At 59.6% G+C, this 18800-nt stretch carries 16 protein-coding genes; 12 read left to right on the top strand and 4 right to left on the bottom strand.

Features of this window, described 5'->3' with window-relative positions; all coding sequences use genetic code 11:
- The first annotated feature begins 58 nt into the window (after positions 1-58).
- Positions 59-1933 (top strand): glutamine--fructose-6-phosphate transaminase (isomerizing), encoded by a 1875-nt coding sequence (gene glmS, locus HMPREF2651_RS04555; RefSeq protein WP_049182331.1) that lies wholly within the window; start codon positions 59-61, stop codon positions 1931-1933.
- On the opposite strand, the gene HMPREF2651_RS04550 is transcribed toward glmS, so the two are convergent.
- Both HMPREF2651_RS04550 and HMPREF2651_RS04545 read right to left on the bottom strand, forming a co-directional pair.
- The gene (locus HMPREF2651_RS04550; RefSeq protein ID WP_049182329.1) at positions 1916-3268 is read right to left on the bottom strand and encodes an HNH endonuclease signature motif containing protein; all 1353 of its coding nucleotides are present in this window, start codon (positions 3266-3268) and stop codon (positions 1916-1918) included. The two genes, glmS and HMPREF2651_RS04550, sit on opposite strands and share 18 nt — an antisense overlap.
- Positions 3269-3487: 219 nt before the next feature.
- Positions 3488-4576 carry an esterase/lipase family protein gene (locus HMPREF2651_RS04545; RefSeq protein ID WP_049182328.1) on the bottom strand — a complete coding sequence of 363 codons (1089 nt, stop codon included), beginning with the start codon at positions 4574-4576 and terminating at the stop codon, positions 3488-3490.
- A 24-nt stretch (positions 4577-4600) separates the two neighbouring features.
- On the opposite strand from HMPREF2651_RS04545, the gene HMPREF2651_RS04540 reads away from it, so the two are divergent.
- The 9 genes from HMPREF2651_RS04540 (at position 4601) to groL (ending at position 14811) form a co-directional block, all read left to right on the top strand.
- Positions 4601-6271: an NAD(P)H-hydrate dehydratase gene (locus HMPREF2651_RS04540; RefSeq protein WP_049182326.1), complete on the top strand. Its 1671-nt coding sequence runs from the start codon at positions 4601-4603 to the stop codon at positions 6269-6271.
- Positions 6268-7881, top strand: a complete 1614-nt coding sequence (alr, locus tag HMPREF2651_RS04535) for an alanine racemase (protein WP_049182325.1) — start codon at positions 6268-6270, stop codon at positions 7879-7881. The genes HMPREF2651_RS04540 and alr overlap by 4 nt, the downstream gene beginning before the upstream one ends.
- A 30-nt stretch (positions 7882-7911) precedes the next feature.
- Positions 7912-8562, top strand: a complete 651-nt coding sequence (gene tsaB, locus HMPREF2651_RS04530) for a tRNA (adenosine(37)-N6)-threonylcarbamoyltransferase complex dimerization subunit type 1 TsaB (protein ID WP_049182323.1) — start codon at positions 7912-7914, stop codon at positions 8560-8562.
- Complete coding sequence (gene rimI, locus HMPREF2651_RS04525) at positions 8559-9038, top strand: ribosomal protein S18-alanine N-acetyltransferase (RefSeq protein WP_049182320.1); 480 nt, start codon at positions 8559-8561, stop codon at positions 9036-9038. The genes tsaB and rimI overlap by 4 nt, the downstream gene beginning before the upstream one ends.
- Before the next feature lie 38 nt (positions 9039-9076).
- Positions 9077-10813 (top strand): pyruvate dehydrogenase, encoded by a 1737-nt coding sequence (locus HMPREF2651_RS04520; RefSeq protein WP_049182318.1) that lies wholly within the window; start codon positions 9077-9079, stop codon positions 10811-10813.
- Between the two features lie 55 nt (positions 10814-10868).
- Positions 10869-11297: a hypothetical protein gene (locus HMPREF2651_RS04515; protein WP_038627743.1), complete on the top strand. Its 429-nt coding sequence runs from the start codon at positions 10869-10871 to the stop codon at positions 11295-11297.
- Between the two features lie 58 nt (positions 11298-11355).
- The gene (gene tsaD / locus HMPREF2651_RS04510) at positions 11356-12429 is read left to right on the top strand and encodes a tRNA (adenosine(37)-N6)-threonylcarbamoyltransferase complex transferase subunit TsaD (protein ID WP_049182358.1); all 1074 of its coding nucleotides are present in this window, start codon (positions 11356-11358) and stop codon (positions 12427-12429) included.
- Positions 12430-12887: 458 nt separating this feature from the next.
- The gene (groES, locus tag HMPREF2651_RS04505) at positions 12888-13187 is read left to right on the top strand and encodes a co-chaperone GroES (protein WP_005510054.1); all 300 of its coding nucleotides are present in this window, start codon (positions 12888-12890) and stop codon (positions 13185-13187) included.
- 19 nt (positions 13188-13206) lie between these two features.
- Positions 13207-14811, top strand: coding sequence for a chaperonin GroEL (gene groL, locus HMPREF2651_RS04500; RefSeq protein ID WP_038627745.1), 1605 nt, complete (start codon positions 13207-13209; stop codon positions 14809-14811).
- A gap of 125 nt (positions 14812-14936) precedes the next feature.
- On the opposite strand, the gene HMPREF2651_RS04495 is transcribed toward groL, so the two are convergent.
- On the bottom strand, positions 14937-15260 hold the full coding sequence (locus HMPREF2651_RS04495) for a WhiB family transcriptional regulator (protein ID WP_080972931.1): 324 nt from the start codon (positions 15258-15260) through the stop codon (positions 14937-14939).
- Positions 15261-15397: 137 nt separating this feature from the next.
- Positions 15398-15766 carry a DUF5319 domain-containing protein gene (locus tag HMPREF2651_RS04490; protein WP_038629374.1) on the bottom strand — a complete coding sequence of 123 codons (369 nt, stop codon included), beginning with the start codon at positions 15764-15766 and terminating at the stop codon, positions 15398-15400.
- A gap of 263 nt (positions 15767-16029) precedes the next feature.
- Here HMPREF2651_RS04490 and guaB point away from each other — a divergent pair, with 263 nt between their 5' ends.
- Both guaB and HMPREF2651_RS04480 read left to right on the top strand, forming a co-directional pair.
- Positions 16030-17559: an IMP dehydrogenase gene (gene guaB / locus HMPREF2651_RS04485; protein ID WP_038629376.1), complete on the top strand. Its 1530-nt coding sequence runs from the start codon at positions 16030-16032 to the stop codon at positions 17557-17559.
- Between the two features lie 50 nt (positions 17560-17609).
- Entirely contained in the window at positions 17610-18758 is a 1149-nt protein-coding gene (locus HMPREF2651_RS04480) for a GuaB3 family IMP dehydrogenase-related protein (RefSeq protein ID WP_038627749.1), read from the top strand.
- The last annotated feature ends 42 nt before the right edge of the window (positions 18759-18800 follow it).

The raw sequence follows: 18800 nt of genomic DNA, 5'->3' as shown, positions 1-18800 counted from the left end.
AGCGAGAATGTCTATTTCGTTATGACGATTTTCCGCTTCGCGGGTTATTCTGTAGGGCATGTGTGGAATCGTTGGATATGTGGGCCATCAGCCCGCCCTGGATATTGCTGTCGATGCGCTACGACGCATGGAATACCGTGGCTATGACTCCGCGGGTGTCGCCATTGTCGACAATCAGGGGCATATCACTGTAGAGAAGAAGGCCGGTAAACTCGCCAACCTCGAGGCTGCCCTTGACGCGGATGGGCGCGACAAAATCACTGGAACCACTGGAATCGGGCACACCCGTTGGGCTACCCACGGTCGCCCAATTGATGAGAATGCCCACCCACACCAGTCCTATGACGGCAAGGTGGCTATCGTCCACAACGGCATTATCGAGAACTTTGCTCCGCTACGTCAGGAGCTGGAGGATGCCGGCATTGAGCTGAAGTCCGAAACCGACTCCGAGGTCGCCGCGCACATGCTCGCACGTTCCCTGGACGGTTCCGACGGCGGATCTACCGCTGGTGATTTCGAGGCGTCTGCGCTGTCCGTGCTCAACCGCCTCGAGGGTGCTTTCACGCTGTTGTTTACTCATGCAGACCACCCGGATCGCATCATCGCTGCTCGTCGCTCCACTCCGCTGATTGTCGGTGTGGGCGAAAACGAAATGTTCCTCGGATCTGACGTTGCGGCTTTCATCGCGCACACCCGCGAGGCCGTGGAGCTGGGGCAGGACAACGTCGTCATCATCACCGCAGATGATTACCGCATCCTGGATTTCGCCGGCAACGAGCAGCAGGGTCGACCATTCACCATCGACTGGGATCTCGCTGCAGCCGAAAAGGGTGGCTATGACTCCTTCATGATGAAGGAAATCCACGAGCAGGCTGCCGCCGTTCGCGATACGTTGGCCGGTCACCTCGTTGATGGCCGCATCGTTCTCGACGAGTCCCGCCTGAGTGACCAAGATCTGCGTGACATCGAGAAGGTCTTCGTCGTCGCCTGTGGTACCGCATACCACTCCGGTTTGTTGGCCAAGTACGCCATTGAGCACTGGGTGCGTATCCCGGTCGAGATTGAGGTCGCGTCCGAGTTCCGATACCGCGATCCGGTGCTGGACCGCCAGACGCTGGTGGTCGCTATTTCGCAGTCGGGTGAGACTGCGGACACCCTCGAGGCCGTGCGGCACGCAAAGAGCCAGGGCGCCCGCGTGCTGGCTGTCTGTAATACCAACGGTGCACAGATTCCGCGTGAGTCTGATGCCGTGCTCTACACGCACGCTGGGCCGGAGATTGGTGTTGCTGCAACCAAGTCGTTCCTGGCGCAGGTAGCCGCAAATTACCTGGTCGGATTGGCTCTTGCCCAGGCACGCGGCACTAAGTACCCGGATGAGGTCACTCGCGAGTTTGAAGAGCTGGAGACCATCCCGGCACTGATTGACAAGGTCGTTGCTAAGGGCGATGAGTTCATCGACATGGCCAAGGAAATCGGTGCTATTCCGACGATGCTCTTCCTCGGCCGACACGTTGGCTACCCAGTCGCACTTGAGGGTGCGCTGAAGCTCAAGGAGCTTGCCTACATTCACGCAGAGGGGTTCCCGGCAGGCGAGCTCAAGCATGGTCCAATTGCACTCATCGAGGATGATCTTCCGGTCGTCGTTGTAGTGCCATCGCCGAAGGGACGCGCCGTGCTGCACTCCAAGATTGTCTCCAACATCCAGGAGATTCGTGCCCGTGGCGCCAAGACCATCGTGATTGCCGAAGAAGGGGATCAGTCGGTGGTTCCGTTTGCGAACTACCTGATTGAGATCCCGGAGACGTCCACGTTGCTCCAGCCGCTGTTGTCTACGATTCCGATGCAGTTCCTGGCAGCTGAGATTGCTCGCCAGTGCGGTAACGAGGACATCGATAAGCCGCGCAACCTGGCTAAGTCAGTCACCGTCGAGTAGTTCGTCCTGCTTTCGTCGGTACTGCTCAATTTCCGCATCGAGTTCTTCATCCGTGAGGGACCCGATGCGTTTTTCTTCCTCCTCTGTTAGCTCCCAGACCTCGTCAGGTACGTCGCAAAATGACAACATCCAATCGAGGTTGCGTTTCTGAATCGTCTTCATCTTTCGTGTCACGCGCTGATGAAAAGTTTGCTTGCCGACGTTCTTTAGCGCCCCAACCGGAACGCTAGTCGCGGTGTCTCCATCGCGGGAAGTCCACACTTCCGTTCCATCGGGGTACCTGTCGATGTCCCAGCCCTCGTGAGTTTTTAGGTTGTGGTGTCGGCGGCAGAGACAGTGCAGATTCTCTGTGTCAGTTGGCCCGCCCTGGTCGGGATTGTCGTGGTTGTACGGCTGAATATGGTCCAGGTCGCACTTGGATGCCGGGACGTCGCAGCCAGGGAAGCGGCAGGTACCGTCGCGACCACGGACGCGAGCCACTTGGCTCTCGGTGGGGCGGTAACCATCCACCTTGCTGTCGGCGGAGATACGGATGTGAGTTGCGCGAGCAATCCATTCTTCGGTGGCTACCTCGCTCAGCCAGCCGACGCCATCAATCCATGCTGGCCCACCGCCGACCTCGCGGTAGACATTGATGACAATCTCGGCATTGGTCGAATTCTGTGCCAGCTGTAGTAGCGCTTCCGCCTGCGTGCACTGTTCACCACGATTGATTGCGATGTTGCGAATCCCCTGGATCCTGGCCATGAGCTCGGTCGCGCGGTCGTTTTCAAGGATTGCTGTGACCTTTTTGTGCTTGCCATCGCCCGTGTCGGCGAGTGTGACCGCTTCGCCTTCTGGAACCCGTTGGGTGCCGTCGTTGCGGGCGCAGTCGTTGTACTCAGAAACCAAGTCGCCGATTAGGCGAGACAGCGTGTAGACACCAATCATTGCTTGTCGAGGTCGCGTCGGAGTGAGCATTTCCAAAAGATGGGGCTCTACCGTGTCGAACTGGTCTGGTGACAGCCCGGCAACGCCATTGGCGATGGCGCGGAGATGGGCTAGAGAGAAACAGAAGGTGGATTCGATGAGAGCCCGGACTTTTGGTAGGCGCTCGAACATCAGTGCAATCTCGCACAGCGTAGAGCACTTGCCGCGGCTAAGGCCGGTTCGAATGCTTATGCGGGCGAGATGGTGATTGACATCTACCGCGTCACCGGGAGCGCAGATATCGATGAGCTGAAGGTCTGCGGCGTTGGTGGCACGGGCCGCGATGCTAATGGGGTCGTCGGATTGCTGGTTGGCCCATGAGGGCTTTTGACCTGGTGCTGGAAGTTCTATGGGCGGCGATGACATTGGTTATCCCCCTGATTACTACGTGTCCGCCGGAGAATTGAAGATTGAGTTCTGTGGTGGAGAGAAGCGTGGAGAGGCTCGTTCAACCAGCCCCCGCCAACCTCTGTGCACCGGACCAAGAACTTTTGCTTACAAATTTTCCCTACAACCCAAATCGTACACCTGTTTGAAAAAGTGTCAATAGGGTTTTAGAAATATGTTCTAAAAGTCCATGTTGAATTAGATTTGGCCGCGCCGTCCGAGTCTCCGCCGCCCGAGCCTCGTCGGCAGTGCGCCGTACATAGGCAGGACTCGCTGCCGTACATGGCGCGGCGTTTGCTTGTTGGTCGAAGAGTCCTCGGCGCCACCCTCCTCGGCGCGATCCAGCTCGTCTAAGAACTCGTGGATGAGTTCTAAGGTATTGGGGGAGTAGAGCAGCGCGAGGTGGTCAGACCAGTCGCCACCGCCGGTGGCGTTGTTGACGTTCGTAATGTGGTGACCCTCTTGTTCGGGCAAAAAGGCGCCGGTCCACGGGCGAACTACGGTGTCGAAAGGGGTGCCGATATTCAGGTAGTGCGGGCCGCGTCGGGTAATGCCACGCACTGCGCGGTTCAGAGTCGCAATATAGTCGGAGTCCAGCAGCTGTTGAATACAGGCACGGCCGACAAGGCGGTCGACGAGTTTGTGCATTGGTAGGCCGCATCGTTCAAAGGCACTGAGCCTTCGGCGCATGCCCCACGCAGTAGTGCCGCGATGGTTTCCCGCAAGCGAGATGACTGCCCGCACGGGGCTGTTGTCGGAGGCGAACTGCTCGGCGTCTTCTTCGTTGAGGCCATGGTTGAGGGCGTCGTCGTAAAGCGAATCGATGCTCGCGTTGGCGTAACTGCGACAGTGCAGACCGCCCTGGGAATGACCGATGAGGTCGATGCGGGGTAGGGAGAGTTGGGCTCGGAAGCGGTCGAGAAGGTCGGTGACTTCGGCGAGCGCATCGCTCAAATCGGTGGTGGCTTTGACGCTCCGGAGGCGGCTGACCAGCGCGGCGGGGTCGGAGCCGTAATCGAGTGAGAATACAGGGCGATTCCGGGCGAGGAACGGCCCCAACATGGCGAAGGAGTTGAACGAGTTCATCCAGGTGCCGTGAACCAGGACAATTGGTGTGCGGCCGTTGTATCCATCCAGGTCGGGAGTGACTTTGCCGTCGAGGATTTCGCGAATGTCCTGCACGCCGTGGGGGATCCATTCGGGATGACGCAACGAGCGCAGGTATGCCTGCGGAAAGGCGCGCAGTAGAGGGCCGAAAACTCGCGTGCTCGGGGAGTAGTCATCCATAGGGGCTAATCGTAGGCTGGGTTTATGACGTACTGCTACACAGCTGCCGAAATTCGCGCCGCGGAACAGCCCTATCTGGACGCACAAACGCGTGACGACGAACTCATGCGCCACGCAGCCACCGCTGTGTCGGAGGTGGCGGAGCGGATGCTCGCTAAGGTGTCGCCGGAGCCTGGTCGCGGTCGTGTGCTGCTGTTGGTTGGGTCGGGAGGCAATGGTGGCGATGCGCTCTATGCCGGCCGGGACTTGTCTTCGGGCGGACATGGCGTGGATGCAGTTTTGCTGGGCACCAAGCCACATGAACGGGCGCTGAAAGCGTTTGAGCTCGCAGGCGGGCGGGTGCTGCCGTTGGGGTGTGACCGGGAGACGGATTTATCGAAGATTCTGTGGTCGATAAGTGAAGACTACGCACTGATTATCGACGGAATTGTGGGGCTCGGTGGTCATGGTGCGCTGCGCGAAGAGGCTGCGTGGCTGGTGCGCGAGGCAAACATAGGCGAGGTGCCTATTCTCTCGGTCGACGTGCCGAGTGGCGTGGAAGCCGATACCGGACGCACTTTTGATCCGCCCTCCCAGACCATCAACCCCGACCTCGACCTGGAAGAGGGCCAGGATCCGTATCTGCCATCCCACGTCGAGGCCACGACAACGGTGACCTTCGGCGGACTGCGCTACGCGCATGCGCTGTCGGAAGCCTGTGGTGAGGTCGAATTGTACGAAATTGCGCTCGATGTCTGCTCCCTCGAACTTCCAGGACTGGGGCAGACGCTCTATGAAAACGGTCACTACAATGCCGTCCACCACCAGACTCCGACCGTAGAGTTTTACGAAGCCCTAGGCGGGAGCTTTCCGGCACCTTTTGGCGCGAAGACTCAGCTCGAACCCGGTGCTGCTGACCACAAGTACTCTACCGGAGTAACGGGTATCGCCGCCGGTAGTCAGGAGTATCCGGGCGCTGGTCAGCTGTGTGCCTCCGCTGCCGTGCACGCGACCAGTCCCGCGGTTATCTATGTCGGCGACGTGGACGCCCGCAACCGCATCACCGCAGCCTTACCGACGGTGATTGCGCAGCCGGACTCGGTGGATCGTAAAGAGGTACGCGTCGATGCCTGGGTTGCCGGCCCTGGTCGGGGCACTGATGAGCGCGCGGCCGAGGAACTGCGTGCCATCCTGGCTACCGACAAACCAGTAGTCATCGATGCTGACGCCCTGACGCTGCTCTCGATGCATGAGAATCTCCGACAGCTCGTCCGCGAGCGCGGCCAGGAGCGCAACCTGCGCACTGTTCTCACACCGCACGCCGGCGAATTTGAGCGCCTTACCGGGCACGAGGTCACTAACGCCATCGCAGATGCCCGTGAACTTGCCGAGCAGTTCTCCTGTGAAGTGTTGCTCAAGGGACGCCGCACCGTGATTGCCAATCCGAAAACGCAGCGCACAGTTGTGATTGACGCGGGTAGCTCCTGGGCAGCCACGCCGGGCTCCGGCGATGTACTGTCCGGACTTCTTGGCGCCTGGGTAGCACGAGGCGAATCCCTCTACGTACCAGTAATTATTCACGCTCGCGCCGCATTCTTGGCCGCGCAGACAGAGTTCGGACCAGCACCCTGCAGCGCCCAGGACATCGCTGAATCCATCCGAGATGCCACCGCGTGGTTCACCAATGAAGGCATCAGTGGCAAAATACGGCTATGACTTCCTCGGCACCAGCCATCCTGACCCATACCGTTAATCTCGACGCAATCACCCACAATGTGAAGACCGTCAAGGCCATCGCAGGGGTGTCGGAATTCATGGCCGTCGTCAAGGCGGACGGCTACTCGCAGGGTGCGCTGCAGACGGCGCGTGCCGCACTGGCCGGCGGCGCAACACAGCTCGGCGTCGCAACAATCGACGAGGCGCTCTCCCTCCGCGAGGAACTCCGCACCACGCTTGACGACGGCCACACCATCCCCATCCTCGCCTGGATCTGGGACGCGGCAGCCACCTCGTTGCTGCAGCGTGCTGTGGCTGCAGATATTGACCTCGGCCTGCCGTCGATGGCTCATGCGCTGGCCGTGGCCAATGCCGGGCGGGCGCTATCGGTGACACCACGTGTGACGGTGATGGTCGATACGGGCTTGGGTCGCTCGGGATTCTCTATGGCCAATGGGGACTTTGAGAATGCGGTTGATCAGCTGGTCGAGCTGCACAAGACCGGCGCGCTGAACATCACCGGTGCTTTCACGCACTTTGCGTGCGCGGATGAGCCGGGCAACGAAAGCGTCGATAAGCAGGCGCAGAATTTCCGTGCAGCGATTACTGCACTGCGCGAGGCGGGGCTGGATGAGCTGATTAACCATGCGGCGAATTCGCCGGCATCGTTGTCGCGTCCTGACCTGGCCTTCGACATGGTGCGCCCAGGTCTGGCGATTTATGGTGGCGAGCCAATTGTGGGGTCCACCCATGGATTGCGTCCAGCGATGCGGTGGGAAGCGTCGGTCATCTTGGTCAAGAAGCTGCCGGCAGGGCAGTCGGTGTCCTACGGACAGACCTGGACAGCTGACCGCGATACCACCATCGGCATCGTGCCCTGCGGCTATGCCGACGGCATGATGCGCTCAGCATCCGGGCGTTTCGAAGTCAGCATCAATGGCACACGCTATCCGCAGGTAGGACGCGTATGTATGGATCAGTTCGTCGTCGACCTTGGTCCCGACAGTGATGTCGAGGCCGGCGACACTGCGGTCATCGTCGGTGATCCCACACTGGGGGAGCCCGGTCTCGATGACCTCGCGGAGGCATCCGGCACCATTAACTACGAAATCCTCACCGCACCGAAGGGACGCAGCGAGCGAAAGTGGGTGCGCAGCCGCATTGCGCCAACCGCAGAGGACATGCGTGACCTCGGCGAGGAGATTGGCCGGGAGCTAGCCGCCGGGGATTTGGTGATTCTCGATGGCCCACTCGGCGCGGGTAAGACCACTCTCACGCAGGGCATCGCCCGCGGCATGAATGTGCGCGGGCGCGTGACATCGCCGACGTTCACCATCGCCCGCGAGCACCGTCCGCTCGCAAAAGACGGCGTCACCCTCATCCACGTCGACGCCTATCGACTCTTCGGCGAAGAGGGACCCGGCTCCGATGGCGAGGCCTTCGATGCGCTGGATTCACTCGATCTGGACACCGACCTCGAGGACAGCGTCGTGGTCGCCGAGTGGGGAATGGGGCTCGCCGAGGTGCTCTCTGAGCGCTATCTGCAGGTGAGCATCGATCGTTCGCGTGACGACGATGCCCGCGTCGTCACCTGGAAGTGGAGCAAGTAGCTTCAAGTCGGTTCAAGTAGGTTACTGAGTATGAACATTTTGGCCGTTGACACATCGACCCCACAGGTCACCGCGGGAATTGTCCGTGATGGTGAAACCGTGGCCGAAAAGCTGCACCTGGATGCCCGCGCGCACAACGAGGTGCTGGTGCTGCTGATTCAGCAGTGCCTCACCGACAGTGGGGTGGCGGCAGCCGAGCTAGATGCCGTGGTTGTCGGCTGTGGTCCGGGGCCGTTTACGGGCTTGCGCGTTGGTATGGCAACCGCAGCCTCCTTTGCCGACGCTCTGGGACTTCCCTGCTACGGCATCTGCAGCCTGGATGCGCTCGCGGGTGGTGTTGGCGATGAACTGGTCGTCACCGATGCCCGCCGCCGCGAGGTGTACTTCGCGGCCTACCACGATGGCCAGCGAGTTTTCGGCCCGGCAGTGGCCAAGCCAGCCGACGTCATGGAGCTGCTCAAGGAAGAACTCGCAGCAGAAGTCGCCGACTTCACGCCGAGCCACGCCCGCGGCAGCCTCAGCCACATCGAGCAAATTGCCGGACTTGAGGTTGCTGCCGAACAAGTCTTTCCCACTCCGAAAGCCATGGTTGAAACGGTTGACTTTGACTCCGCGCCGGGCCCACTGGTGCCGCTGTACTTGCGCCGTCCGGATGCCGTTGTCCCGAAGGCTATGAGATGAGCGTCGTCAAGCTAGTGCGTCTCGGGCCTCCTGCAGCCAAGGCGTGTGCGGCGATTGAGGCGGAGCTATTTGCCGGCGATGATCCCTGGCCGGAATCGGCCTTTATGGCAGAGCTGGCCGCGCCGAACAATTTCTACGTCGGGCTGATCGCAGAGGCAGACGGGGTCGAAGAACTGTGCGGCTATGCGGGGATTACCAAGCTGGGACCTGCGGGTGGCGCCGAGTACGAGATTCACACCATCGGCGTGGGGCAGAAGTGGCAGCGCCGGGGCTTTGGGGCGCAGCTCATGGACGCGCTGATGGCAGCTGTGGCGGAGGATCCGGGCCCGGTGTTTTTGGAAGTGCGCACGGATAATGAACCCGCTATCGCCATGTATCGACGCTACGGCTTCGAAAATATGGGGCTACGAAAAAACTACTACCCGGGCTCTGGGGCGGACGCTTACACAATGTGCCGGCCTGTGCCCGCCGGCTAAATGTTGACGTAGCGACTATTCTGCGTTAGACCGGTCACATGGCTAAAACCTTTGCAAAGCAGCTCGTAGAAACCCTAGAGAATCAAGGTGTCAAGCGAATCTTCGGACTCGTCGGAGATAGTTTGAACCCCATTGTCGACGCGGTGCGTGAGTCCTCCATTGAGTGGGTGCACGTCCGCAACGAGGAGGCTGCGGCCTTCGCTGCCGGTGCCGAGTCCCTGGTCACCGGCGAATTAGCAGTGTGTGCGGCCTCTTGCGGTCCGGGTAACACCCACCTCATTCAGGGCCTCTATGACTCCCACCGCAACGGCGCAAAGGTGCTGGCGCTGGCATCGCACATTCCTTCTCGCCAGATTGGCTCGAACTTCTTCCAGGAGACCCATCCGGAGTTTATCTTCAACGAGTGCTCCGGTTACTGCGAGATGGTGAACTCCGCTGAGCAGGGTGGCGTCGTTTTGCATCATGCTATCCAGTCGACCATGACTGGCCACGGTGTTTCCGTGCTGGTTCTGCCGGGCGACATTACAACGCATGAAGTGGAAAATGATGAGTTCGTCACCTCCACTATCAGCAGCGGTCGCCCAGTCGTATTCCCTGATGCCGGTCAGGCCGCCGCGCTTGCCGACGCAATCAATGAGGCTAAAACCGTCACGCTTTTCTGTGGCGCAGGTGTGAAGGATGCCCGCGAACAGGTGCTCAAGCTTGCGGAGAAGATTAAGTCGCCGGTGGGGCATGCGCTGGGTGGCAAGATGTACATCCAGTACGACAACCCCTATGACGTCGGAATGTCCGGACTGCTGGGCTACGGCGCCTGCCACGATGCCTCTAACGATGCTGATTTGTTGATTCTGCTCGGTACTGACTTCCCGTACAACGACTTCCTGCCGACTAAGAACGTCGCCCAGGTCGATATCGATGGTCGCGCCATCGGTCGTCGTACCACGGTGAAGTACCCAGTCGTCGGCGATGTGGCCGCAACGATTGAAACCATCCTGCCGTACCTGGATGAAAAGACCGACCGCTCCTTCCTGGACAAGCAGCTGCGGAACCACGAGCGCCTGCTCAGCCACGTCATCGAGGCATACACCCATGACGTTGAGAACATGCGCCCGATTCACCCGGAGTATGTGGCCGACCTGATTGATAAGTACGCCGATGACGATGCCGTCTTTACCGTCGATACCGGCATGGGCAATGTCTGGGCTGCACGCTACGTCACGCCGAATGGCAGGCGAGAGCAGATTGGTTCCTTCCGTCACGGCACTATGGCCAATGCACTGTCGCAGGCTATTGGTGTGCAGGCTGCTGACCGGGACCGTCAGGTCATTACCTTCAACGGTGACGGTGGCCTGTCAATGCTGCTCGGTGAGCTCATCACCGTGCAGCAGCAGCAGCTGCCGATCAAGATGTTTGTGTTCAACAACTCCTCGCTCGGTATGGTCAAGTTGGAAATGTTGGTTCAGGGGCTGCCGGAGCACGAGACCGATCACGGCGCAGTTGACTACGCGGGAGTCGCGGAGTCGTTGGGTATCAAGGCCATCCGAATTGAAGATCCGGCCGATGCACCTCGCCTGATTCAAGAGGCGCTGGCCTACGACGGTCCGGTACTGGTGGACATGGTCACCGACCCGAACGCCCTGTCCATCCCGGCGAATATCACCTGGGACATGCTGATGGGATTCTCCAAGGCCGCTACTCGCACCGTCTTTGGCGGCGGCGTTGGTCAGATGATCAACATGGCACGGTCGAACCTCCGCAACATCCCGCGGCCATAGTGGGGGTAGCGCTCTCGAGATGCGGGAGCGGATGCGGTGCGGTACCTCTGTTTCCATGATTAAAGGTTTTCTGGTGAACCCTGACCTGACGCATCGCATCGTCGAATTTGAGTTGGAGGCCGCTGCTACATTCCTCGGCGGAGTTTCCTCTGACCGTGTTTCGGTGGCGTTTCAGGAAGATGGCGTCGATTACGCCGCTCTCTACAACCCGACGGCCAAGGCTGAGGGCGCTGAACCGAACCCGGTCGCGTCCCTCGGTCGCAATGAGGCTGCTACGGGCAACTCGGCTTTCTTCACCGACCCCACCACCGCAATTTGCGGAACGGTCGTATTCGTCGACGCCGAGGGCGAGGACATCGGCGACGAGGAAATTGAGCGTATCAAGCACGGTATGCGCGCCGTTCGTCACTACCGCGATGACTACCCAGAGGAATACGCCCTCTGGCGTGCTGCAGTGAGGAACCTCGGTCGCCTCGAAATTTAAACTCGGTCGCTGGTAAGCGACCCGGTGGTGCGCTAGTACCATGACTGCTATGACCGAGTTGACCCTGCTGGCAATCGAGAGTTCCTGCGATGAGACTGGCGCTGCAGTGATGCGTGTGCGCTACGACGACACCGCCACCCCTGCCGCTGTTGAGGTAGAAGTGCTTGCCGACGTCGTCGCATCCTCCATGGAACAGCACGCCCGTTTCGGCGGTGTGGTTCCCGAGATTGCTTCTCGCGCTCATTTGGAAGCCTTGCAGCCAGTAGTCTCCGAGGCGCGCGCGCAAGCAGCTGCCAAGCTCGGTATCGATACTTTTATCCCAGATGCCGTTGCCGCTACCGTGGGGCCTGGTCTCGCCGGTGCGCTGCTGGTTGGTTCGGCAGGCGCGAAGGCCTACGCCGCTGCCTGGGGTGTACCGTTCTACGGCATCAACCACCTCGCCGGTCACGTTGCTGTTGGTGCCCTTGACGGCGCGGATTTGTCCAATGCTGTAGCGCTGTTGGTCTCTGGCGGTCACACACAGCTGCTGCGTGTACAGGGGGTCGGTCGCCCGATGCAGGAGCTCGGGTCGACGCTTGACGACGCAGCCGGAGAGGCATACGACAAGGTTTCTAGGTTGCTTGGGTTGGGTTACCCGGGCGGCCCGATTATCGATAAGTTGGCTAAGCAGGGAAACCGCAAGGCCATCGCGTTTCCTCGGGCCATGATGCGCCAGCAGGATGCGCGCCATGACTTCTCCTTCTCCGGCTTGAAGACAGCCGTGGCCCGCTATGTCGAGGCAGCGGAGAAGGAAGGTCGTGAATACTCCGTAGAGGACGTTTGTGCTTCCTTCCAGGAGGCGGTCTGCGATGTGTTGACCAAGAAGGCTGTCCGTGCGGCTCAGGATGTGGGGGCTACTACGCTGCTGCTCGGTGGTGGTGTAGCTGCGAACTCGAGGTTGCGTGAACTCGCAGCGGCGCGAGCTACCTCGGCGGGAATTACGCTGCACGTGCCGCCGATTAAGCTGTGTACCGACAACGGTGTCATGATTGGCGCAGCTGCCGCCTACCTAATTGCCGCAGGGGTCAATCCCTCTGGTTACGCCTGTCCGACCGACCCATCGATGCCAGTGGAAGAACCTGTAATGCAATGAGACTGATTACCACTCGGCTCCGTTTAGCGGAGACTGTGAGGCGCCGGAGTTCCCAACCACGGAGGAAAACTTTACGATTGTCGCCTGTGACGGATGGTGGGCGATAGGTGGACGCACAAACAGTGGGGGGACTGGCGGTTTACCAATGGGACGAAGGTGCCTGGCAAAGGAGGGAGCCAGACAGTCGTTACACGACCGGTTCTGGTGGCCCCTGCTTTAGCGATGAGTACATCAAGGAACACGGGATGACGGTTACTGTGTTCGGTCGTATGGCTTGCAACCCCGACAAGCTGACCAATTAGCATTAGCGCTCACTGTTGTTGAGTGTTAGCACTTGCAGAGGTAGAGTGCTAACGAAGGTTGTTTGACACACAGTTGTTCACCCGCGACGACGGCTGTGCACGGCAGACCAACCGGCACAAGAACATCACATCACCGCATGTATGGAGGAATTCATCGTGGCGAACGTCAACATCAAGCCGCTGGAGGACCGCGTCCTCGTTCAGATCAACGAAGCAGAGACCACCACGGCTTCTGGCCTGGTTATCCCGGACTCCGCTAAGGAGAAGCCGCAGGAGGCTACCGTTATCGCAGTTGGTCCGGGTCGTTGGGCCGATGACGATGACCGCATTCCTATGGACGTCAAGGAAGGCGACATCGTCATCTTCTCCAAGTACGGCGGCACTGAGCTGAAGTACCAGGGCGAGGAGTACCTGCTGCTGTCGCAGCGCGACATCCTGGCTGTTATCGAGAACTAAAGGGAGGACGTACCCACACATGGCGAAGCTTATTGCTTTTAACGAAGAGGCTCGCGAAGGCCTCAAGCGCGGTGTGGACACGCTTGCCGACGCAGTCAAGGTCACGCTTGGCCCGAAGGGTCGCAACGTAGTCCTGGACAAGGCCTTCGGCGGTCCGCTGGTCACCAATGACGGTGTGACTATCGCCCGCGACATCGACGTTGAGGATCCGTTTGAGAACCTCGGCGCGCAGTTGGTTAAGTCCGTTGCGGTCAAGACCAATGACGTTGCCGGCGACGGCACTACTACCGCAACGCTGCTGGCACAGGCGTTGGTCCACGAGGGTCTGCGCAACGTTGCAGCTGGCGCAAACCCGATTTCTCTGAATCGCGGTATTCACGCTGCATCCGACAAGGCGGTTGAGCTGCTGAAGCAGCGTGCCACCCCGGTCAGCAGCTCTGCTGCCATCGCACAGGTGGCAACCGTTTCCTCGCGCGACACTGAAATCGGTGACCTGGTTGCAGGTGCCATGGACAAGGTCGGCAAGGACGGCGTCGTCTCTGTGGAGGAGTCGCAGTCGATTGCCACCGAGCTGTCCGTGACCGAGGGCGTGTCCTTCAACAAGGGCTTCCTCTCGCCGTACTTCATTACCGACGTTGAGGCTCAGCAGGCAATTCTCGACGGTGCACAGGTGCTGCTGGTCCGCGAGAAGATTTCCTCCCTGCCGGAGTTCCTGCCGATTCTGGAGAAGATTGCCGAGTCCGGCAAGCCGACTCTGATCATGGCTGAGGATATCGAGGGCGAGGCTCTGTCCGCGCTGGTTATCAACGCTATGCGCAAGACCTTGAAGGTTGCCGCAGTGAAGGCACCGTACTTCGGTGACCGTCGTAAGGCGTTCATGGATGACCTGGCAGTTGTCACCGGTGCAACCGTCGTTACGGCTGACACTGGCATGCAGCTGAAGGACGTTGGACTTGAGGTGCTGGGTAACGCACGCCGCATCACCATTACCAAGGACGAGACCGTCCTGGTTGACGGTGCCGGCACCGCTGAGGCCGTGGAAGAGCGTCGTAACCAGATTCGTGCCGAGATTGAGCGCACTGACTCTGACTGGGACCGCGAGAAGCTGGAAGAGCGTCTGGCGAAGCTCTCAGGCGGTGTGGCTGTTATTAAGGTCGGCGCTGCAACCGAGACCGAGGTCAACGAGCGCAAGCTGCGCGTCGAGGATGCCATTAACGCTGCTCGTGCAGCAGCTCAGGAAGGCGTCATCGCCGGTGGCGGTTCCGTACTGGTGCAGATTTCCCGTGAACTCGAGGCATTTGCTGACGAGTTCGAGGGTGACGAGGCAGTCGGTGTCCGTGCAGTTGCCAAGGCTCTGATCCGCCCGGCTTTCTGGATTGCTGAGAATGCTGGTAAGGATGGCGCAGTTGTCGTTTACCACATCGGCGAGCAGGAGAACGGCAACGGCTACAACGCTGCTACTGACACTTACGAGAACCTGATTGAGTCCGGTGTCATTGACCCGGTCAAGGTCACTCACTCCGCAGTCGTCAACGCAACCTCCGTGGCACGCATGCTGCTGACCACTGAGGCTTCCGTTGTGGACAAGCCGGAAGAGGAGCCGGAGCACGATCACGCTCACTAATTGCTAATGAGCTAGTGTGCTAGCTGCTAGTACGTGAAATGCTCCCCGCCTTTCAATCTGAGGGTGGGGAGCATTTTGGTTTTATGTGAACTGGAACTGGCTGGAGTCCGAGAGAAGGGGAGGGACTACATGGCAGCGACTAGAACGCGTTCAAGTTCGCGTTCACGTGAGGCCGGCTTAGCTCGAAGGATTTCATTTCGTTCAGATTCGCTGAGACCACCCCAGACGCCGTATGGCTCACCAACCTTGAGTGCGTGACTACGGCACTGCATAAGAACGGGGCAAGAACGGCAGATAGCCTTCGCACGGGCTTCGCGTAGGCTGCGTGCGCGTCCGCGCTCGCCTTCCGGGTGGAAGAAGGTCGCGGAGTCCTGCCCGCGGCAAGAGCCGTGCAGCTGCCAATCCCACAAATCCGCATTGGGCCCGGGCAAGTGGTCGATGTACGTCATCGGAATTGATGTCTCCTTCATTGAGCTTTCTTGAAGCAGTGAGCTCAAGTGTGGAGGCCAACAATGAACGGTTGGTAAACCTAAGGAGGCCAGCCGGGATACTACGCAAACAATTCCGTGAAACTCTTACCAAATTTTTAGAAACGGCCAGGTCGGCGAGAACGCAGACCGTCGACAAAGCCTGCGCAGTAGTCCCATGGAGCGTAACGGGAGGGGTCTGGATCGAATTGTGGCTCGTGAACCGGGGACGCCTGTCCAGACAGGAGCATCAGGTAGTGGTTTTCCAAAACTTCCCAGTTGTAAAAGTGCTCGTCACCGCAGTCCTCACACAACATGCAGACACCCAGTAATCCCTCTGGGCTCAAAGCGGTGCGGAATAGGCGAACTGCGGCCAGATCTTCAAGAACCTCTCGACGTTCCTGGTCTGTCAGCGGAGCAAACGGCTCATCCGGCTCGAGAAAGCTTGCCGGGTCATTGGGATCTCCCTCGAACGGATCCCGCGGCATGGATGAGAAAAAGTTATGGTTCACAATCACTACCGTAACAGCTCTGTACGGCAATCCTGACGATTGGCAATCTACTTAGTTGGGGTTTAGTTCACCTTGGTATAACCCTCAGCTAGCTTTTGGCTAACCCTTGTCGGGCGCCTGTCGCTCCGTCTAATTGTCGCGTTCTATCACTTAAGGACTACCCTGTATATAACGTTTGGCAACCACGAAGCGATAGCGCCCCTGGCCGGATGTCGGCAAGGGTGGAGCAGGAGGAGTCCATGACCAACCCCACGGGAATTAGCCTCGGCGGAGACAATCCCAACAAGATTCCACTAGTCGGCCTTACATTCGATGACGTCCTGCTTCTGCCGGACGCTTCGGACGTTATCCCCTCCGGCGTTGATACTTCGACGCAGCTCACTCGTGAGCTGCGTCTGAACATTCCGATTGTGTCCGCTGCTATGGACACCGTCACCGAGGCTCGCATGGCTGTTGCCATGGCCCGCCAGGGCGGTATGGGTATCCTGCACCGCAACCTGTCCATCGAGGAGCAGGCTCAGCAGGTCGAGATTGTAAAGCGCTCTGAGGCTGGCATGGTGTCCGACCCGGTGACCTGTTCCCCGGATGACACCATCGCCGAAGTAGATGCCAAGTGCGCTCGTTACCGCATCTCGGGCCTGCCGGTCGTCGACGAGGACGGCAAGCTGGTCGGTATCTGCACCAACCGCGACATGCGTTTTGAGGCAGACCTGAACCGCAAGGTTTCCGAAATCATGACACCGATGCCGCTCGTCGTGGCTGAGCAGGGTGTGTCTGGCGATGCGGCGCTGAACCTGCTGCGCGCTCACAAGGTGGAGAAGCTGCCGATCGTCGATGGCGAAGGCCGTCTGACTGGTCTGATTACCGTCAAGGACTTCGTCAAGAAGGATCAGTACCCGAATGCTTCCAAGGATGGTTCCGGCCGTCTGCTGGTCGGTGCTGGCATCGGTACCGGCGAGGACTCCTGGAAGCGCGCACACGCATTGGCTGACGCAGGCGTAGACGTGCTCGTTGTTGATACCGCTCACGCCCACAACTCAGGTGTACTTGAGATGGTCTCCCGCGTTAAGAAGGAATTCGGCGAGAACATCCAGATTATCGGCGGCAACCTAGCTACCCGTGGTGCTGCACAGGCCATGATTGACGCGGGTGCAGATGCCATCAAGGTCGGTATCGGCCCGGGCTCGATTTGCACCACTCGCGTTGTCGCAGGTGTAGGTGCCCCGCAGATCACCGCCATCATGGAAGCCTCTGTCGCAGCTAAGAAGGCTGGCGTTCCGATTATCGCCGATGGCGGTATGCAGTTCTCCGGCGACATCGCCAAGGCTCTGGCGGCCGGTGCATCCTCCGTCATGCTCGGTTCGATGCTGGCCGGTACCGCTGAGGCTCCGGGTGAGGTTACCTTCGTTAACGGCAAGCAGTACAAGATGTACCGCGGCATGGGCTCGCTGGGCGCCATGCAGGGCCGCGGCCTGACCGGCGAGAAGCGCTCCTACTCCAAGGATCGCTACTTCCAGGCTGACGTCAAGAGCGAAGAGAAGCTGGTTCCGGAAGGTATCGAGGGCCGTGTTCCGTTCCGCGGCAGCATCGACTCCATCGTTCACCAGCTGGTCGGTGGTCTGCGCGCAGCTATGGGCTACACCGGTTCCGCTACCGTCGAGCAGCTGCACGACGCACAGTTTGTCCAGATCACCGCTGCAGGCCTGCGCGAGTCGCACCCGCACGATATCCAGATGACTGTCGAAGCGCCGAACTACTACCAGCGCTAAACTGGCTTAGTCGAGTTAAATTCCACGGAAAGGGCATGTGAGGAAAGCTCATGCGCGACATCGTTGAAATCGGTATTGGCCGCGAGGCACGCCGGACCTACGAGTTGGACGATATTGCACTCGTTCCCACTCGTCGTACTCGGTCGTCCAAGGACGTCGATACCTCCTGGCGAATTGACGCCTACGATTTCGAACTCCCGATGATGATGCATCCGACAGATGCCATCGCCAGCCCGGAATCCGTCGCTGAGTTTGCTCGCCTGGGCGGCTTGGCGGTTCTCAACGCCGAGGGTATCTGGGCCCGTCATGCCGATGCGCAGGACAAGATTGCCGAGCTGGTGAAGTTGGCAAAGAATGCCGCCACCAAGCGCGAATCCGAGGCAGTGAACCGCAAGCTGCAGGAACTGCACTCTGCTCCGATTGATACGGAGCTGTTGGTTGAGCGCATCAAGGAAATCCGCGCAACCGGTGCGATCACTGCAGTTCGTGTCTCCCCGCAGCACGTCCGTGAGTTGGCGCCGCTGGCTATTAAAGCTGGCATTGACTTGTTGGTTATCCAGGGCACGCTGATTTCCGCAGAGCACGTCACTGCTCAGGGTGAGCCGCTGAACCTCAAGGACTTCATCGGCAGCCTGGACGTTCCGGTTATTGCCGGTGGCGTTGTCGACTACCAGACTGCGCTGCATCTGATGCGCTCAGGCGCCGCTGGTGTAATCGTCGGTACAGGCTTTACGACGTCCCCGGATGCGCTCGGCATCGATGTGCCAATGGCTACCGCTATTGCGGATGCTGCAGCTGCTCGTAAGGACTACCTCGATGAGACCGAGGGCCGCTACGTCCACATCATTGCCGACGGCGGCATTGATACCGTCGGTGATATTGCCAAGGCAATCGCCTGCGGTGCGGATGCTGTGGCGCTGTCCAGTGCGCTGGCAACCGTCAACGAAGCCCCGGGGCAGGGCTATGTCTGGCCGTCTGTTGCGGCACACCCGAAGTACCCGCGAGGTGCGGTGTGGCCGGTTGTCGACGATGAGAAGGAATTGGTCAGCCTGGAAGAGGCTCTGTTTGGCCCGTCCGCCTCGCCGTTCGGTGACCGCAATCTCGCCGGTGGCCTGCGTCGCGCAATGGCCAAGTGCGGCTTTACCAACCTGAAGTCCTTCCACCGCGTTGAGCTGTCGGTACGTCCAAAGGGTTTGTAATTAAAGTAATCGGATAGTTTTTTCGCAAAACTACCTTACTGA

The organism is Corynebacterium sp. HMSC063A05 (assembly GCF_001809695.1).
Lineage (GTDB): Bacteria > Actinomycetota > Actinomycetes > Mycobacteriales > Mycobacteriaceae > Corynebacterium > Corynebacterium amycolatum.
This window is presented reverse-complemented; position numbering and strand designations above follow the sequence as displayed.

What these genes read in the sequence shown, in the direction of transcription:
- glmS (WP_049182331.1), top strand. Translation starts at nt 59, where the DNA reads ATGTGTGGAATCGTTGGATATGTGGGCCATCAGCCCGCCCTGGATATT.
- HMPREF2651_RS04550 (WP_049182329.1), bottom strand. Translation starts at nt 3,268, where the DNA reads ATGTCATCGCCGCCCATAGAACTTCCAGCACCAGGTCAAAAGCCCTCA.
- HMPREF2651_RS04545 (WP_049182328.1), bottom strand. Translation starts at nt 4,576, where the DNA reads ATGGATGACTACTCCCCGAGCACGCGAGTTTTCGGCCCTCTACTGCGC.
- HMPREF2651_RS04540 (WP_049182326.1), top strand. Translation starts at nt 4,601, where the DNA reads ATGACGTACTGCTACACAGCTGCCGAAATTCGCGCCGCGGAACAGCCC.
- alr (WP_049182325.1), top strand. Translation starts at nt 6,268, where the DNA reads ATGACTTCCTCGGCACCAGCCATCCTGACCCATACCGTTAATCTCGAC.
- tsaB (WP_049182323.1), top strand. Translation starts at nt 7,912, where the DNA reads ATGAACATTTTGGCCGTTGACACATCGACCCCACAGGTCACCGCGGGA.
- rimI (WP_049182320.1), top strand. Translation starts at nt 8,559, where the DNA reads ATGAGCGTCGTCAAGCTAGTGCGTCTCGGGCCTCCTGCAGCCAAGGCG.
- HMPREF2651_RS04520 (WP_049182318.1), top strand. Translation starts at nt 9,077, where the DNA reads ATGGCTAAAACCTTTGCAAAGCAGCTCGTAGAAACCCTAGAGAATCAA.
- HMPREF2651_RS04515 (WP_038627743.1), top strand. Translation starts at nt 10,869, where the DNA reads ATGATTAAAGGTTTTCTGGTGAACCCTGACCTGACGCATCGCATCGTC.
- groL (WP_038627745.1), top strand. Translation starts at nt 13,207, where the DNA reads ATGGCGAAGCTTATTGCTTTTAACGAAGAGGCTCGCGAAGGCCTCAAG.
- HMPREF2651_RS04495 (WP_080972931.1), bottom strand. Translation starts at nt 15,260, where the DNA reads ATGACGTACATCGACCACTTGCCCGGGCCCAATGCGGATTTGTGGGAT.
- HMPREF2651_RS04490 (WP_038629374.1), bottom strand. Translation starts at nt 15,766, where the DNA reads ATGCCGCGGGATCCGTTCGAGGGAGATCCCAATGACCCGGCAAGCTTT.
- guaB (WP_038629376.1), top strand. Translation starts at nt 16,030, where the DNA reads ATGACCAACCCCACGGGAATTAGCCTCGGCGGAGACAATCCCAACAAG.
- HMPREF2651_RS04480 (WP_038627749.1), top strand. Translation starts at nt 17,610, where the DNA reads ATGCGCGACATCGTTGAAATCGGTATTGGCCGCGAGGCACGCCGGACC.